Origin of the sequence: Streptomyces montanus (assembly GCF_005786655.1) — a bacterium.
Classification (GTDB): domain Bacteria; phylum Actinomycetota; class Actinomycetes; order Streptomycetales; family Streptomycetaceae; genus Streptomyces; species Streptomyces sporangiiformans.
The window spans coordinates 20,828-37,424 of sequence record NZ_VBZC01000064.1 but is presented as its reverse complement, the minus strand read 5'-3'; the positions used below and the strand labels follow the sequence as shown (position 1 = coordinate 37,424).

The 16,597-nt window shown below is 69.0% G+C and carries 14 protein-coding genes; 7 read left to right on the top strand and 7 right to left on the bottom strand.

Annotated features, from left to right (window positions below):
• Positions 1 to 933 (top strand): carbohydrate ABC transporter permease (locus tag FE633_RS38610; protein WP_246114024.1); only part of this gene is annotated, 933 nt, incomplete at its 5' end.
• A gap of 6 nt (positions 934 to 939) precedes the next feature.
• Entirely contained in the window at positions 940 to 1,776 is an 837-nt protein-coding gene (locus tag FE633_RS38605) for a carbohydrate ABC transporter permease (RefSeq protein WP_138049830.1), read from the top strand.
• A gap of 21 nt (positions 1,777 to 1,797) precedes the next feature.
• Here the strand turns inward: FE633_RS38605 and FE633_RS38600 are convergent, their stop codons facing one another.
• Positions 1,798 to 2,247, bottom strand: a complete 450-nt coding sequence (locus tag FE633_RS38600) for a PPOX class F420-dependent oxidoreductase (RefSeq protein WP_138049829.1) — start codon at positions 2,245 to 2,247, stop codon at positions 1,798 to 1,800.
• 197 nt (positions 2,248 to 2,444) lie between these two features.
• On the opposite strand from FE633_RS38600, the gene FE633_RS38595 reads away from it, so the two are divergent.
• Positions 2,445 to 3,140: a helix-turn-helix domain-containing protein gene (locus tag FE633_RS38595; RefSeq protein WP_138049828.1), complete on the top strand. Its 696-nt coding sequence runs from the start codon at positions 2,445 to 2,447 to the stop codon at positions 3,138 to 3,140.
• A 72-nt stretch (positions 3,141 to 3,212) separates the two neighbouring features.
• Here the strand turns inward: FE633_RS38595 and FE633_RS38590 are convergent, their stop codons facing one another.
• Positions 3,213 to 4,238, bottom strand: a complete 1,026-nt coding sequence (locus FE633_RS38590; RefSeq protein WP_119099360.1) for an ATP-dependent 6-phosphofructokinase — start codon at positions 4,236 to 4,238, stop codon at positions 3,213 to 3,215.
• Between the two features lie 272 nt (positions 4,239 to 4,510).
• Here FE633_RS38590 and pta point away from each other — a divergent pair, with 272 nt between their 5' ends.
• From pta to pyk, 3 genes are all read left to right on the top strand, one after another.
• Positions 4,511 to 6,655, top strand: a complete 2,145-nt coding sequence (pta, locus tag FE633_RS38585) for a phosphate acetyltransferase (protein ID WP_138049827.1) — start codon at positions 4,511 to 4,513, stop codon at positions 6,653 to 6,655.
• Complete coding sequence (locus FE633_RS38580; protein WP_138049826.1) at positions 6,652 to 7,878, top strand: acetate kinase; 1,227 nt, start codon at positions 6,652 to 6,654, stop codon at positions 7,876 to 7,878. The genes pta and FE633_RS38580 overlap by 4 nt, the downstream gene beginning before the upstream one ends.
• A 100-nt stretch (positions 7,879 to 7,978) precedes the next feature.
• Positions 7,979 to 9,397 (top strand): pyruvate kinase, encoded by a 1,419-nt coding sequence (pyk, locus tag FE633_RS38575; protein WP_138049825.1) that lies wholly within the window; start codon positions 7,979 to 7,981, stop codon positions 9,395 to 9,397.
• Positions 9,398 to 9,547: 150 nt separating this feature from the next.
• Here pyk and FE633_RS38570 read toward each other — a convergent pair whose 3' ends face one another.
• The 4 genes from FE633_RS38570 to FE633_RS38550 form a co-directional block, all read right to left on the bottom strand.
• Positions 9,548 to 10,819, bottom strand: a complete 1,272-nt coding sequence (locus tag FE633_RS38570; RefSeq protein ID WP_246114023.1) for a hypothetical protein — start codon at positions 10,817 to 10,819, stop codon at positions 9,548 to 9,550.
• A 13-nt stretch (positions 10,820 to 10,832) separates the two neighbouring features.
• Positions 10,833 to 11,372, bottom strand: a complete 540-nt coding sequence (locus tag FE633_RS38565; RefSeq protein ID WP_138049823.1) for a DUF6114 domain-containing protein — start codon at positions 11,370 to 11,372, stop codon at positions 10,833 to 10,835.
• Between the two features lie 152 nt (positions 11,373 to 11,524).
• Complete coding sequence (locus FE633_RS38560; protein WP_138049822.1) at positions 11,525 to 12,157, bottom strand: DUF6230 family protein; 633 nt, start codon at positions 12,155 to 12,157, stop codon at positions 11,525 to 11,527.
• Between the two features lie 623 nt (positions 12,158 to 12,780).
• On the bottom strand, positions 12,781 to 13,755 hold the full coding sequence (locus FE633_RS38550) for a tetratricopeptide repeat protein (RefSeq protein WP_138049821.1): 975 nt from the start codon (positions 13,753 to 13,755) through the stop codon (positions 12,781 to 12,783).
• Between the two features lie 262 nt (positions 13,756 to 14,017).
• Between FE633_RS38550 and FE633_RS38545 the strand changes: the two genes are divergently transcribed.
• On the top strand, positions 14,018 to 14,641 hold the full coding sequence (locus FE633_RS38545) for a TetR/AcrR family transcriptional regulator (protein ID WP_138049820.1): 624 nt from the start codon (positions 14,018 to 14,020) through the stop codon (positions 14,639 to 14,641).
• 227 nt (positions 14,642 to 14,868) lie between these two features.
• Here FE633_RS38545 and icmA read toward each other — a convergent pair whose 3' ends face one another.
• Positions 14,869 to 16,569, bottom strand: a complete 1,701-nt coding sequence (gene icmA, locus FE633_RS38540) for a coenzyme B12-dependent isobutyryl-CoA mutase large subunit (RefSeq protein ID WP_138049819.1) — start codon at positions 16,567 to 16,569, stop codon at positions 14,869 to 14,871.
• Positions 16,570 to 16,597 lie beyond the last annotated feature (28 nt).

Genomic DNA, 16,597 nt, shown 5'->3' with positions numbered 1-16,597 from the left:
CCTCCGGCCGGCCCCGGCGTCGTCAAGACCCCGCCGGGGCCGGCCGCCCCGCCGCCCGTGCCGAGACCCCGCACAGCCCGCCGCGCCCTCGTCCGGGCCCTCCCCGTCTCCCCCGCCGTCGTCCTCCTGGTCCTCTTCCTCGCGGGCCCGATCGCGTACTGCGCCTACATCGCCTTCACCGACCTCCAGCTCACCGGCCAGGCCGAGTCGTCCTTCGTCGGCTTCGACAACTTCCGCGAGGCGTTCCAGGACGACGCGTTCCTCAACGCCGTATGGCTGACGCTGGTGTTCACCGTCGTGAGCTCCCTCGTCGGCCAGAACACCCTGGGCCTGGCCCTCGCCGCGCTGATGCAGCGCGCGTCCAAGCCCGTCCGTACGCTCACCGGCGGCATAGTCATCACGGCGTGGGTCCTTCCGGAGGTGGTCGCCGGTTTCCTTCTCTACGCCTTCTTCCGCCGCGAGGGCACCCTCAACGCCGTCCTGGACTGGCTCCACCTCCCGAGCCAGAACTGGCTGTACACGCTCCCGATCCTGGCGGTGTCGTTCGCGAACGTGTGGCGTGGCACGGCTTTCTCGATGCTGGTCTACTCGGCCGCCCTGAACGAGATCCCCCAGGAGATCACGGAGGCGGCGGAGGTCGACGGCGCGGGCGGCTGGCGGCGCATGTGGCACATCACGCTGCCGATGATCCGCCGGTCGATCGGCACGAACCTCATGCTCAACACCCTCCAGACGCTGTCGGTCTTCGGCCTGATCTGGGTCATGACGAGGGGCGGCCCGGGGACCAGGAGCCAGACCCTGCCGCTCTTCATGTACGAACAGGCCTTCCAGAAAAGCATGATCGGATACGGGACGGCTGTGGCGTTGTTGCTGTTGGTGGTCGGTTCGCTCTTCTCCCTCGTCTATATGCGGCTGCTGCGGACGGAGGTCTGACCCGCCATGGCCACCCTCAACTCACGCCGCACCAGCCGCCGTTACGCCGCCGACGCCGGTCTCCTGGTCGTCGCCGCCGCGTTCGTGCTGCCGCTGGCCTGGGTGATCCTGTCGTCTCTCGACCCGCACGCCGACCTGAGGGTGAAGATGCCCGACGGCATCACCCTGGACAACTTCGACGCCGTACTCGAACCCGACATCACCTTCACGCCCCTGCTCAACAGCCTGATCCTGTGCGGCGGGGCGACCTTGCTGACAGTGGTCTGCGCGGCGCTGGCGGCGTACCCGCTGTCGCGGTTCAGGTCCCGGCTCAACCGGCCGTTCCTTCTCACGATCCTGTTCGCGACGAGCCTGCCGATCACGGCGATCATGGTGCCGGTGTACGCGCTGTTCGTGCAGGTGGACCTGATCGACACCATGCAGGGGACGATCTTCTTCTTCGCGGCCTCCCAACTCCCCTTCGCCATCTGGCTGATGAAGAACTTCATGGACGGGGTGCCGAAGGAGCTGGAGGAGGCGGCGTGGACGGACGGCGCCTCTTCATTCCAGTCCCTCCTCCGCATCGTGCTCCCCCTGATGGGCCCGGGCGTGGCGGTCGTCACCGTCTTCTCGTTCGTCATGATGTGGGGCAATTTCTTCGTCCCCTTCATGCTGCTGCTGAGCCCCGAGCAGATGCCGGCGTCCGTGAGCATCAACGACTTCTTCGGGAACCGGGGGACGGTGATCTACGGTCAGCTGGCCGCGTTCTCGATCATCTACTCCACACCCGTGATCCTGCTCTACGTCCTCATCGCCCGCCGTCTCGGCGGCGGCTTCGCGCTTGGAGGCGCCGTCAAGGGCTAGGGCCGGCGCGGCTGACGAGCCTCAGCGCTCCGCCCCGGACTCCGGAAGGACTCCCGGCCGGAACCTCTCCACCCCCACCACATGCCGCACCCGAGTCGGCTCGATCAGCATCATCACCCGCCGCTCCCCCGGAAGCAGCCATGGGTACCGGTCCTCACCGATGTACTTCCGCGCCAGCCGGTCCATCGCCCGCTCCGCCACCTCCCCCTCGACGAACCGCACGACCCGCCCCCGGATCTCCACCCGGTCATAGGGGTTCTCGGGATCGTGGTGAGAAAGGGAAACGTACGGATTGCGCCGCAGGTTCTCTTCCTTCACGCGGCCGATCGACGTGTTGACCATGACGTACTCGTCTTCGATGTCCGCCCACATGGGCGAAACCTGCGGTGCCCCGTCCGCGCCCACGGTCGCCAGATGCCAGAAGTTCGACGCCAGCAGTCGCTCGCGAATATGCCCGTCGATCCTGCTCACAGCGCTTTCCACCTTCGACCCACTTCCCGGCCCGCCCGTACGGGCCACCGTCCGCCATCGTGATCCCCACGGCGCCCGCTCAAACAGTTGATCTTCAGCCACCTCGGACAGACACCCGAATCCGCGTTTTCCGACAATCCGTAATCCTGACCGAACAGACTGTAGTCACCACGGCCCTGCGCCCCTACGTTGGGCGCGTGCAGTCACTGCCCACCCCCCAGCCCACTCCTCCCTTCAACGCCCCGGCCGCCCGCGAGCTCCGCACAGCGCTCGGCATGGGACCCGAACACGTCGCGTACGGGATGCGCACCTCGTACGGACTGCCCCATGTGACTCCCGCCCTGGTCGTCGACTGGGAGGCGGGCGCGGTCGCCCCGAGCAATGCCGAACTCACCGCGCTCGCGGGGGTGTTGTGGTGTTCGACGGGTGAACTCGTCGGCACGCCCCGCACGTTGCGCGAGCACCGGATCGCGCGCGGTCTGGCCGCCCAGGACGTCGCGCGTGCCGTCGGTCTCGAACTCTTCGTGTATCAGCGGATGGAGGAGCACGACGAGTGGCGCGGCAGCGGGCGGCAGTCCTCGGCCCTTGCCAAGGTGCTCGGCCTGTCGCTGCCGGACCTCGTCACCGTCACCGGGCGCGAAGGAAAACTGGCCGAGTTGCTGCGCCGCGCGTGCGGCACGCGATGGCAGGCGTACGTGCGCCCCGTCAGCAAGTTGCTGCCGCTGCGACGGCGTCTCGTGGAGGACGTACTCCACTCCCTGCACACGGAGTACCAGAGACAGATGGTGGCCGCTCTCAGGTGGAGCGACGGAGCGGCGGCCGACGCGGCGGGCCGGGACTTCCTGGACCGGATCGTCGACCACTTCTGGACCACGGTCCAGCGGAACGGCTAGAGCGACAACAGATCCGGAGCGCCTGCTCCGACTCCAGAACACCGACAGCGGCTCCGGACATCGACTCCGGCTCTAGAACACCGACTCGGCCTCGTCCATCCGGTCCTTCGGCACCGTCTTCAGTTCGGTCACCGCTTCCGCGAGCGGCACCATCTCGATGTCCGTCCCCCGCAGCGCCGTCATCCGCCCGAAGTCGCCCCGGTGGGCGGCCTCGACCGCGTGCCAGCCGAAGCGCGTGGCGAGCACCCTGTCGTACGCGGTCGGCGTACCTCCGCGCTGGACATGGCCGAGAATGACCGGCTTGGCCTCCTTGCCGAGCCGCCTCTCGAGGTCGTACGCCAGGGCCGTACCGATGCCCTGGAACCGCTCGTGCCCGAACTGGTCGATCTCGCCGTGGCCGTAGTCCATGGTGCCCTCGACGGGGTGGGCGCCCTCGGCCACGCAGAGAACCGCGAACTTCTTCCCGCGGGCGAAGCGTTCCTCGACCATCTTGATCAGGTCCCCCGGGTCGAAGGCCCGCTCGGGCAGGCAGATGCCGTGGGCGCCCGCGGCCATACCGGACTCCAGCGCGATCCAGCCCGCGTGACGGCCCATGACCTCGACGACCATCACCCGCTGGTGGGACTCGGCCGTGGTCTTCAGGCGGTCCATCGCCTCCGTGGCAACGCCCACGGCGGTGTCGAAGCCGAAGGTGCGGTCCGTGGAGGAGATGTCGTTGTCGATGGTCTTCGGCACACCGACCACGGGCAGGCCCGCGTCCGACAGCATGCGCGCCGCCGTGAGCGTGCCCTCGCCGCCGATCGGAATGAGCGCGTCGATACCGAACTCGCGGGCCATGTCCTGGGCGTTGTCGCAGGCCTCGCGGAGCCGGTCGCGCTGGAGGCGGGAGGAGCCGAGGATGGTGCCGCCGCGGGCGAGGATGCCGCTCACCGCGTTGAGGTCGAGGATGCGGTAACGGCCGTCGAGCAGTCCCGCGTAACCGTCCTCGAAGCCGATCACCTCGTCGCCGTAGTGATCGACGGCCCGGTGCACGACCGACCGGATCACTGCGTTCAGCCCGGGGCAGTCGCCGCCTGCGGTGAGAACTCCGATACGCATCGTGCTGTGTCTCCTGCTCGCTGTTGGTCCGTGAGAGCCCGTTCGAGGGGGTACGTGAGAGGTGGTACGTGACAGCCCGACCGATTGTTTCACGAGCGCCGACGGCCCACCGTACCCGGCCGCCCCACGGGCGCCCTATCCAGGCGCGGAGGTATTGTCAAGAGGGCACAGCCGACGATAACGACTGTTTTTCGCCTCTTCCGCCCGGTTCGGGGGCTAAGGGCCGGACCCCGGCGCCACACCACCAGCAGTGAGAAAAGGGAGGAACACGCGTGACGCGCAGCGTGTACGTGACCGGGATCGACCGGGGCGACGGCCGCCAGGTCGTCGAGCTGGGAGTCATGGAGCTGCTGACCCGCCAGGTCGACCGGGTGGGGGTGTTCCGTCCCCTTGTCCACGAAGGCCCCGACCGTCTCTTCGAGCTGCTGCGCGCCCGGTACCGCCTGGCCCAGGACCCGGCGACGGTCTACGGCATGGACTATCACGAGGCGTCCGCGCTCCAGGCCGAGCAGGGCGCCGACGAGCTGGTCTCGCAGCTGGTCGACCGCTTCCACCGGGTGGCCCGCGACTACGACGTCGTTCTCGTCCTCGGCACCGACTACGCCGACACACAGTTCCCCGACGAGCTGACCCTCAATGCCCGGTTGGCGAACGAGTTCGGCGCGTCCGTCATCCCCGTCGTGGGGGGCCGTGACCAGACGGCGGAGTCGGTGCGCGCGGAGACCCGCAACGCGTTCCGCGCGTACGACGGTCTGGGCTGCGACGTACTCGCGATGATCGTGAACCGGGTGGCGCCGCCGGACCGTGCGGAGATCCATCAGCCCCTGGACTCCCAGCTGCCGGTGCCCTGTTACGTGCTGCCCGACGAGCCCGCGCTCGGCGCGCCGACCGTCGCGCAGGTCACCCACGCCCTCGGCGGCAAGGTCCTGCTCGGCGACGACTCGGGGCTCGCGCGTGACGCGCTCGACTTCGTCTTCGGCGGCGCGATGCTGCCGACCTTCCTTACCGCCCTGACGCCGGGCTGCATGGTGGTCACGCCCGGGGACCGCGCCGACCTGGTCGTGGGGGCGCTCGCCGCGCACAGCGCGGGCACTCCGCCCATCGCCGGCGTCCTGCTGACCCTCGACGAGCGGCCCAGCGACGAGGTCCTCACCCTCGCCGCCCGTCTCGCCCCGGGCACCCCGGTCGTCTCGGTGTCCGGCCTGAGCTTCCCGACCGCGGGCCGGCTCTTCGCCCTGGACGGCAAGTTGAACGCGGCCACGCCACGCAAGGCGGAGATGGCGCTCGGTCTCTTCGAGCGGTACGTCGACACGGCCGATCTGCTCGGTCGGGTCTCGGCACCGAGCACCGACCGCGTCACGCCGATGATGTTCGAGCACAAGCTCCTGGAGCGGGCCCGCTCGGACAAGCGCCGCGTCGTGCTGCCCGAGGGCACCGAGGAGCGCGTCCTGCGCGCCGTCGAGGTGCTGTTGCGCCGCGGTGTCTGCGATCTGACGCTGCTCGGCCCGGTGGACCAGATCCGCAAGAAGGCCGCGGACCTCGGCATCGACCTCGCCGGCGCGCAGCTCATCGACCCACAGGACTCCGAGCTGCGCGAGCGTTTCGCCGAGAAGTACGCCGGGCTCCGCGCCCACAAGGGCGTGTCCGTCGAGCTGGCGTACGACGTGGTCTCCGACCCGAACTACTTCGGCACCCTGATGGTCCAGGAGGGCCTGGCCGACGGCATGGTGTCGGGTTCGGTGCACTCGACGGCGGCCACCATCCGTCCCGCCTTCGAGATCATCAAGACGAAGCCGGACGCGTCGATCGTCTCGTCCGTCTTCTTCATGTGCCTGGCCGACAAGGTCCTCGTGTACGGGGACTGCGCGGTCAACCCCGATCCGAACGCGGAGCAGTTGGCCGACATCGCCATCCAGTCGGCCGCGACCGCCCAGCAGTTCGGTGTCGAGCCGCGGATCGCGATGCTCTCGTACTCGACCGGCACCTCCGGTTCGGGCGCGGACGTCGACAAGGTGCGCCAGGCCACCGAGCTGGTCCGCGCGCGCCGCGAGGACCTGAAGATCGAGGGCCCGATCCAGTACGACGCCGCCGTGGAGCCGTCGGTCGCGGCGACCAAGCTGCCGGGGTCGGAGGTCGCCGGGCAGGCGTCCGTGCTGATCTTCCCGGACCTCAACACCGGCAACAACACGTACAAGGCCGTACAGCGTTCGGCCGGCGCGATCGCCGTCGGCCCGGTTCTGCAGGGCCTGCGCAAGCCGGTCAACGACCTGTCCCGAGGCGCGCTCGTCGGGGACATCGTGGTCACCGTCGCCATCACGGCGATCCAGGCCCAGGCCCAGACCCCCGGCATGACCCGGCCCCCGGCCCCGGCTACGTCCCCGTCCCCGTCCCCGTCCCAGAAGGCTTCCGCCCAGTGACAGCCACCCGCGTCCTCGTCCTCAACTCCGGCTCCTCGTCGGTGAAGTACCAGCTGCTCGACATGCGCGACAGCTCACGGCTCGCCGTCGGCCTGGTCGAGCGCATCGGCGAGGAGACGTCCGGCCTGAAGCACACCCCGCTGGCGAACGGTGGCGCGTCCCGGGAGCAGACCGGCCCGATCGCCGACCACGAGGCCGCCCTGAAGGCCGTCGCCGCGGAGCTGGCCAGGGACGGGCTCGGCCTGGACTCCCCCGAACTGGCCGCGATCGGCCACCGCGTGGTGCACGGCGGCCGGCACTTCACCGAGCCGACGGTCATCGACGACACCGTGCTCGCGGAGATCGAACGGCTGATCCCGGTGGCGCCCCTGCACAACCCGGCCAATCTCACCGGCATCCGCACGGCCCAGGCCCTGCGCCCGGACCTCCCCCAGGTCGCCGTCTTCGACACGGCCTTCCACACGACGATGCCGGAGTCCGCGGCCCGCTACGCGATCGACGTGCGGACCGCCGACGAGCACCGCATCCGCCGCTACGGTTTCCACGGCACGTCGCACGCGTACGTCTCCCGGGCGACCGCCCGGCTCCTCGGCAAGGAGCCGTCCGAGGTCAACGTCATCGTGCTGCACCTGGGCAACGGCGCCTCGGCATCGGCTGTCCGGGCGGGCCGGTGCGTGGACACCTCCATGGGGCTGACGCCTTTGGAGGGGCTCGTGATGGGTACGCGCTCCGGAGACACGGATCCGGCGGTCATTTTCCATTTGGCGCGCGTTGGCGGGATGTCCATCGACGAGATCGACACTTTGCTCAACAAGAAAAGCGGCCTGATCGGCCTGTGCGGCGACAACGACATGCGGGAGATTCGCCGCCGGATCGACCAGGGCGGCGAGGATGCCGAGCAGGCGCGGCTCGCCTTCGACATCTACATACACCGCCTGAAGAAATACATCGGTGCCTATTACGCGGTACTCGGCCGGGTGGACGCGGTGGCCTTCACGGCGGGGGTCGGTGAGAACGCGGCCCCGGTGCGCGAAGCCGCCGTCGCGGGCCTGGAGGGGCTGGGCCTCGCGGTCGACGCCGACCGCAACGCCGTACGGTCCGGCGAGCCGCGCCTGGTGTCGCCCGAGGGCGCGCGGGTGGCGGTGGCCGTGGTCCCGACCGACGAGGAACTGGAGATCGCCACCCAGACGTACGCACTTGTGGAGAGCGGAAACTCGGAGTGAGCCCCTGAGGGCGGGCCCACTCCTGAGCGCGTACCCGCCCATTTGTGTCTTCCACCAGACGGAATATTCCGTAGCGAAACAAACCGATAGGATCGCCCCCATGCGCCGTTCCAAAATCGTCTGCACCTTGGGCCCAGCCGTCGACTCCCACGATCAGCTTGTGTCGCTGATCGAGGCCGGTATGAACGTGGCCCGCTTCAACTTCAGCCATGGCTCGCACTCCGAGCACCAGGGGCGGTACGACCGCGTCCGGGCCGCCTCCCAGGAGACCGGCCGGGCGATCGGCGTCCTCGCCGACCTGCAGGGCCCGAAGATCCGGCTGGAGACCTTCGCCGAGGGCCCGGTCGAGCTGGAGCGCGGTGACGAGTTCACCATCACCACCGAGGACGTGCCGGGCGACAAGTCGATCTGCGGCACGACCTACAAGGGCCTGCCGGGCGACGTCTCCCACGGCGACCAGATCCTGATCAACGACGGCAACGTCGAACTGAAGGTCGTCGAGGTCCAGGACCACCGGGTCAAGACGGTCGTCATCGAGGGCGGTGTCATCTCCGACCACAAGGGCATCAACCTGCCCGGCGCGGCCGTCAATGTGCCCGCGCTGTCCGAGAAGGACGTCGAGGACCTGCGCTTCGCCCTGCGGATGGGCTGCGACCTGGTCGCCCTCTCCTTCGTGCGCGACGCCCACGACGTGAACGACGTCCACAAGATCATGGACGAGGAGGGCCGCCGGGTCCCCGTCATCGCCAAGGTGGAGAAGCCCCAGGCGGTGGCGAACATGGAGGCCGTCGTGGCGGCGTTCGACGGCGTCATGGTCGCCCGTGGCGACCTCGCCGTCGAGTACCCCCTCGAGAAGGTCCCGATGGTGCAGAAGCGCCTCGTGGAGCTGTGCCGGCGCAACGCCAAGCCGGTGATCGTCGCGACCCAGATGATGGAGTCGATGATCACCAACTCCCGTCCCACGCGCGCCGAGGCCTCCGACGTGGCCAACGCGATCCTGGACGGCGCGGACGCGGTCATGCTGTCCGCCGAGTCGAGTGTGGGCGCGTACCCGATCGAGACCGTGAAGACGATGTCGAAGATCGTCCAGGCGGCCGAGCAGGAGCTGCTCTCCAAGGGCCTGCAGCCGCTCGTGCCGGGCAAGAAGCCGCGTACGCAGGGTGGTTCGGTGGCCCGTGCCGCGTGCGAGATCGCGGACTTCCTGGGCGCCAGGGGCCTCGTGGCCTTCACTCAGTCCGGCGACACGGCCCGGCGGCTGTCCCGCTATCGCGCGGCCCAGCCCATCCTGGCCTTCACCACTGACGAGTCCACCCGCAACCAGCTCACGCTGAGCTGGGGCGTCGAGTCCCACGTCGTGCCCTTCGTGAACAGCACCGACGAAATGGTCGAGTTGGTCGACCAGGAGATGGTCCGGCTCAAGCGGTTCAACGACGGCGACACCGTGATCATCACCGCGGGCTCGCCCCCCGGCGTCCCCGGCACCACCAACATGGTGCGGGTGCACCACCTGGGCAGCTGACGCACCGACGTGTCACCCGGGCCGCGCCGCTCGACGCGTCACCCGCGCCCCGCTCCTTCAACGCCGCCGCTGAACGCCACTGAGGGCGCCCCCTGAGACAGGGGGCGCCCTCAGCGCGTTGCGGCTCCCGAACGGGCCTTGGAGGGGCGCTCAGTCGGTGACGTACTGATGCAGACCCGGGACGGTCAGGGTTCCGCCGAACTGACCGGCCTGCGTGATCTTCACCTTGGTGAAGTACGCGATGGGGGTGTTGATCGGCGGCGGGTGCTCGGGGTCGAACGTCACCGGGATCAGCCCGAACAGGTTGCCCTGCAGCTTCTCGGTGTACATCGTCACCGTGCCGCCGCGGATCGTGGAGGTGGAACCCTTGGCCGCCTCCACGTGGTACGTCTTGCCGGACTGGCCGTCCTTGACCGTCTGGTGGAGATCGCCGATGTCGACCTTCTCCGCGGTGAACTTCAGGGTCTGCTTGGTCTTGCCGTCGGCCGTCTTGACGTTCACCACGCCCTTGTAGTCGAGGCCCTCCAGCAGGAGCCCGCTGGACTCCAGGTACCAGGGCTCGGTCGGCAGCGTGACCGGAGTCGTCTCGTCCTTGCCGTCGACCTTCTTCTCGACGACGCAGGGGTACGCCTCCTTGCCGCCCTCGCCCTCCCCTTCGGAGGCCGAGGGGGACGGGCTGGGCGACGCGGTGGCCTCGTCGGCCGCCTCCTTCGCCTGGTCCGTCGCGTCCTGGGCGGTGTCCTCGGCCTTCTCGGCCGTGTCCTTCGCCGCGTCCTCGGCGCCCTGGGCGGTGTCCTCAGCCGTGTCGGTCACCTTGTCGGTGGTGTCCTCGACGGTGTCCCCGCTCGCCGAGGCGGAGGGGGTGGGCGACGGGCTGGCGCTCGCCTCCTCCTTCTCGTCGGGCGTGAGGATGTCCCCGAGCGCGTCCCCGATACCCAGCGGGTCGAGCGGGTTCTTGGACTCGGACTCGGAGGGCGAGGGCGACGGCGACGTGGCGTCGTCGCCGGACGGCTCCTTGGGGGCGGGGTCGGAGGACCCGGAGTCGGACGCGTCGTCGGAACCTGAATCCGACGAAGAGTCCGAACCCGAGGACGGCGTGGGGGTCGGCTCCGCCGCGTCGCCCTTGCCGCTCTCCTCGGAGGAGTCCTGGTCGTTCTTGTCCGGCGACTCGGACGCCGAGGGCGACTCCGACTCGCTCGGCTCGTCCGTCTTGGTGACGCACGGTCCGTCCTTGAAGGGGTTCGTCACCCCGTCCTTCGCGTTGGCGAGGGTCGGCGTGAACCCCATGCCCATGAGGATCGCGGTCGGCATGGACGCGAGGGCTATCGCCTTGCCCGCGGGCATGTGCAGCCTGGTGAACAACGGCTTCTTGGGGGCTGCATGCCGCGGCCCGGTTCTCGCCCGGGACTCTACCGAGTCCACGCGGTGGGCCTCCTCAGCCGGCACTGTGCCTCCCGTTCGCCCCGTTGCTCGGGCTCGTTCCTGACAGATCGTTCGGCTCGCTCGCCCCGCCCGCCGCCAGGGGTTCGGGGGCGACTCCCTCGTCCGCACGGTCCGTCTTGGCCGGCCTCGCCGCGGGCTCCTCACCGGGAGCCCAGGACACGGCCATCGCACCACCGATCAGCGCCAGCAGGAAGCCGATGAGGAAGCCCCCGAGGTTGGACACCGGGATGGAGACCAGCGCCAGCAGGATCGCCGCCACACCGGCGAAGACCCGTACGTGCTTCTGGAACCACAGGCTGACCCCGAGCACGATCAGCAGAACGCCGATGATCAGAGAGCCCGCTCCCGCGGTGGTGGCCATCGCCAGGGTCAGATGACCGATCTGGAGATTCGCGTACGGGAAGTAGGCGATCGGGAATCCGCTGAGGAGGACGAACAGACCGGCCCAGAACGGCCGGTTGCCTCGCCAGGCGCGGAACCTCAGCCGCCGGTCGGTGAATTGGCCGCGCGCGGCAGGAGTCTCGGCGCTCATGGAAAACAGCTCCCTGGAACGGCGTTGCTGTGAGAGGTGAAAGCTGGGGGCAGGGTGGGGGGTGGCGGGTGTACGGACCAGATGGACAAGAGAAGACAAGAAGAAGGAGGTGACGGGCGGGGAAGAAGGCTCCCCCACCCGTCACAGGGCGCCTAGTAGCACTCCTTGACACCCGTGGCCAGCGACATCTTCAGCCCGCTGAGCTTGAAGGTTCCGGCGGTGGTCGCCCACGCCGTCTGCTTCACGTCCTTCAGCCTGACCGAGTCGGCCTGCTGCGCGAACCCGAACGGGTTCGCCTTGTCGCCCTTGGCGATGCCGGGACCCTTGTTGGCGTCGCCGGCGGCCACACCGATGTCGATGTTCTTGAACTCGGCATCGGCGCTCAGGTCGGCGACGTCGATGTACAGGTTCTCCGCCTGGACCGGCGTGTCACCGCCGCCGGCCTTCAGGATGAGGCTGACGTTGCCCAGCACCGGGATGTCCGGGGTGACAACGGACTGGCACAGTTCCTTGATCGTCGCGGACTTGAACGCAGAGACCGCGACGGGGTGTGCCGTCTTCTTGCCATCGAGGGTGTAACCCGAGTCAATGGCGCCGTACTGGGAAAAGCCCGTGCCATCAAGCTGCTTGGTCGTCACCTTGAACGACTGACCCGAAACGCTGAACGACGCGGCGAGAGCACCCTGCGCCAGGGCGACACCTATCGCGGCGGTCGCGGCCACGCTGGGCACCATGACAACCGCGAACCGCTTCCATCTCGTCCCGCCACGCACCTGGGACTCCATATTTCCTCCTTCTCGGACGTACATCTCCGGCCCTGACTGCCCCCTGTCGGCGGCTCAGTCGGGCAGGGATGGGAGAAGTGCTACGTCCTCGGGAAGGAGAGCGCCCGCGCTCAGAGGCGCGAACCGCGCCCGAACTCACCGGCGATCACCCCCGAGCGACAACCACTGGTCGCGCCTGAACACTTCACGCACAACCTGCCGGACAGGCTCTGCCGAAGAAGCAGAGACCCCCCTGTCCAAGGGCCGACGCCACTGCCGCCGGACCTACTCGGTGGGGACCCAAGAAAACCCGTTGACCCGATTGGCTGTCGGGACGCGGGAATGGACCGAGCGTGGCCGATCGTGGTGCATTCTCGCCGCCGTCGCAAGGGGCTTCGTTACCCGCTAGTAACGGGCGGATAACTACGGGAGGACCCGTCGATATCGATCGACAACAGAGGGTGCATCCGGGGTCGTTGACAAAACGATTGATCCTTGGATGGAATCCGACAGATCGACCCTCGCGGCTTACTCCTAGTAACAGCGGCCGTGTTTACCAAGATTTGGTAAAGCACGGCCGCCAGTGTCGCTGCGTCGACAAATCGCTCACTCAGGCGCCACAGGCCTCAGTGTTTAAGAACAGGTCAGAACAGGGCCCGGGCCAGGGCCCGTCGCGCCGCCGTCACACGAGGATCGTCGGCGCCCACCACATCGAACAGCTCCAGCAGTCGTACACGCGCGGCGTCCCGGTCGTCACCCGCAGTACGCGCCACGGCGTCGACGAGCCGCCCGAAGGCGTCCTCGACATGACCGCCCACCAGATCCAGGTCGGCGGCCGCGATCTGGGCCTGCACGTCACCGGGCTTCTCGGCGGCGTCCCTGCGCACCTGCTGCGCATCGACGTTCTGCACGCGCTGCAGCAACTCGGCCTGGGCCAGCCCCAGCTGGGCCTCCGTATTGCCCGGGTCATCGCTCAGCACGTTCTTGTACGCCTGCACCGCGCCGCCCAAGTCCCCCGCGTCCAGGGCCTGTACGGCGGCTTCGAGCAGCGCGTCGTACGGCCCGGCCTGCACTTCGGGGGCCGCCGGAGCCTCGCTCTGCTGGGCGTCCGCGTCGACCGTCAGGCCGGTCAGCCCGAAGCGCTCCTCGGCGACCTGCACGAGCTGATCCAGGGTGCCCCGGATCTGCGCCTCGGGGGCGGCGCCCTGGAAGAGCGGGAGGGCCTGGCCGGCCACCACAGCGAAGACGGCCGGGATCCCCTGGATCCCGAACTGCTGCATCAACATCTGGTTGGCGTCGACGTCGATCTTGGCGAGTACGAACCGGCCGTTGTACTCGGCGGCGAGCCGCTCCAGGAGCGGACTCAGCTGCTTGCACGGCTCGCACCACTCGGCCCAGAAGTCGATGACGACGGGCACCTCGGTGGAGCGCTGCAGGACGTCACGCTCAAAACCCGCCTCGTCGACGTCGATGACGAGGCTGGCGGCGGAGACGGCTCCTCCCCCACCCTGCTTCGCCGCATCGGCGCGCGCCTGCTCCGCCTTCGCCTTGGCCTCCTGGGCCGCCTTCACCGCGGCGAGGTCGACGACTCCGCTCATGGACATGTTCCGTGGCTGCATGAGTACATACTCCCCCTTCCGCGCGCACAGGTGAAAAGCGTTCTGAAAGCCGGGCTCGGTCGGGCCCGCCGCATGGTCGTCGACGCCGGGTCCCCACCCGGCGTCAGTGTGGTCGTCGCTCACACGCACGCTTTCGCTACGAGTCGTAGCGTAACCCTCTCCGGGTCGACCCATACGGAGTCCCCGGGTGATCTTCCTCACCTCGCCACAGACCGCGCCTGGACCGTTCCGGACGCCCTCACCTCGGGCTATGGTCGCCGACATGCTGAGTCGCCCCTCCGCCCCCCGCACGGGGCGCCCGCGCAGCACCACGGCGGACGCCGCTATCCTCGCGGCGACGCGTGCGGCACTGGTCGAACTGGGCTGGTCCAAGCTGACGCTGGGGGACGTGGCGACCCGCGCGGGTGTCGCCAAGACGACCCTCTATCGCCGCTGGGCGGGCAAGAACGAACTCGTCGTGGACGCGGTGGCCGAGCTCTTCGACGAGCTCGAACTCCCGGGCAGCGGCAGCCTCGCCGCCGACATAGAGGGCGTGGTCCTGCAGTTCGCGGCGATCCTGGGCCGCCCGGAGGCGAAGAGCGGCCTCATGGCGGTGATCGCCGAATCGACTCGCGACGAGGCGCTGCGCGCCCGGATCCGCACCTCGATCGTCGACCGCCAGAAGCGGCTCGTCCTGGAGGGCCGGGCCCGCGCCCAGGCGCGCGGCGAGCTGCCCCCCGAGACCGACCCCGAAGCGTCGGCCCGTACCGCGGACCTGATCTTCGACATGGTCGCGGGTTCCGTGGTCCACCGCACCCTGGTGAGCGCGGAACCGGCGGACGAGGCGTGGGTCCACAGCTTCACTCAGCTGCTGATGCAGGGGCTGAGGGCGACCGCGGCGTCGTAGCGGTTTTTTTCGCCCCCGCCGCCCCTACCCATTCCCGTCCCCTGGGGCTCCGCCCCAGACCCCGCTCCTCAAACGCCGGAGGGGCTGATTTTCAGCCCGTCCGGCGTTTGAGGACGAGGCCGCAAGGCCGATAAGGGGGGTCTGGGGGCGCAGCCCCCAGGAACGGGATGGGACGGGTAGGGGCGGCGGGGGCGAAAAACCCCCGGCGCCGGAGGCACCCGCGTCGCCTAGAACCCCGCCGGTTCCGTATACACCCCCCACTCCTCCCGCAAGGCGTCACAGATCTCCCCCAGCGTCGCCTCCGCCCGCACCGCGTCCAGCATCGGCTCGATCATGTTCGACCCATCCCGCGCGGCAGCGAGCATCGCCGCGACCGAGGCCCGCACCCGCGCCTCGTCCCGCCCCGACTTCCGCCCGGAGAGCTCCCGCACCTGCTCCCGCTCCACCTCATGACTGACCCGGAGGATCTCCAGGTCCCCGGTCACCGATCCATGGTGGACGTTCACCCCCACGACCCGCTTGTCGCCCTTCTCCAGGGCCTGCTGGTACTGGAAGGCGGACTCGGCGATCTCGCCGGTGAACCACCCGTCCTCGATCCCGCGCAGAATGCCGGAGGTGATCGGCCCGATGGGGTGCTGACCGTCGGGGTGCGCCCGCAGCCCCCGCTCCCTGATCTGGTCGAAGATCCGTTCCGCGTCCGCCTCGATCCGGTCCGTCAACTGCTCGATGTACCACGAACCACCCAGCGGATCCGCCACGTTGCCGACCCCGGTCTCCTCCATCAGCACCTGCTGCGTACGCAACGCGATCTCCGCCGCCTGCTCGGACGGCAGCGCGAGCGTCTCGTCCAGGGCGTTGGTGTGCAGGGAGTTGGTCCCGCCCAGGACGGCGGCGAGGGCCTCCACGGCCGTCCGTACGACGTTGTTGTACGGCTGCTGGGCGGTCAGCGAGACCCCGGCCGTCTGCGTGTGGAAGCGCAGCCACTGCGCCTTCTCGGACCGCGCGCCGTACACGTCCCGCATCCAACGGGCCCAGATCCGCCGCGCCGCACGGAACTTGGCGATCTCCTCGAAGAAATCGACGTGCGCGTCGAAGAAGAAGGAGAGACCGGGAGCGAACACGTCCACGTCCAAGCCACGGCTCAGCCCCAGCTCGACGTAACCGAATCCGTCCGCCAGCGTGTACGCCAGCTCCTGCGCGGCCGTCGAGCCGGCCTCGCGGATGTGGTAGCCGGAGACGGACAGCGGCTTGTACGCGGGGATCTTCGACGCACAGTGCTCCATCAGATCGCCGATGAGCCGCAGATGGGGCTCGGGCTGGAAGAGCCACTCCTTCTGCGCGATGTACTCCTTGAAGATGTCCGTCTGGAGCGTGCCGTTCAGCACGCCCGGGTCGATGCCCTGCCGCTCGGCGGCCACCAGGTACATGCAGAAGACGGGCACGGCCGGCCCGCTGATCGTCATGGACGTCGTGACGTCACCCAGCGGGATGTCCTTGAACAGGACCTCCATGTCGGCGGCGGAATCGATGGCCACTCCGCAGTGCCCGACCTCGCCGAGCGAGCGCGGATCGTCGGAGTCGCGCCCCATGAGCGTGGGCATGTCGAAGGCGACGGACAGGCCACCCCCGCCGTTGGCAAGGATCTTCTTGTAGCGCTCGTTCGTCTGCTCGGCGTTCCCGAAACCGGCGAACTGCCGGATCGTCCACGTCCGCCCTCGATAGCCCGTCGCGTAGAGCCCCCGCGTGAAGGGGTACTCACCGGGCCAGCCGATCCGCTCGAACCCGTCGTAGGTGTCCCCGGGCCGGGGACCGTACACCGGCTCCACCGGATCCCCGGAGAGCGTGGTGAAGTCGGCCTCGCGCTTGCGTGAGGCGTCGTAACGGGCCTGCCAGCGGCGGCGGCCCTCTTCGATGGCGTCAGCGTCCATCCTTCGAATTTACTAGGACGTCCTAGTA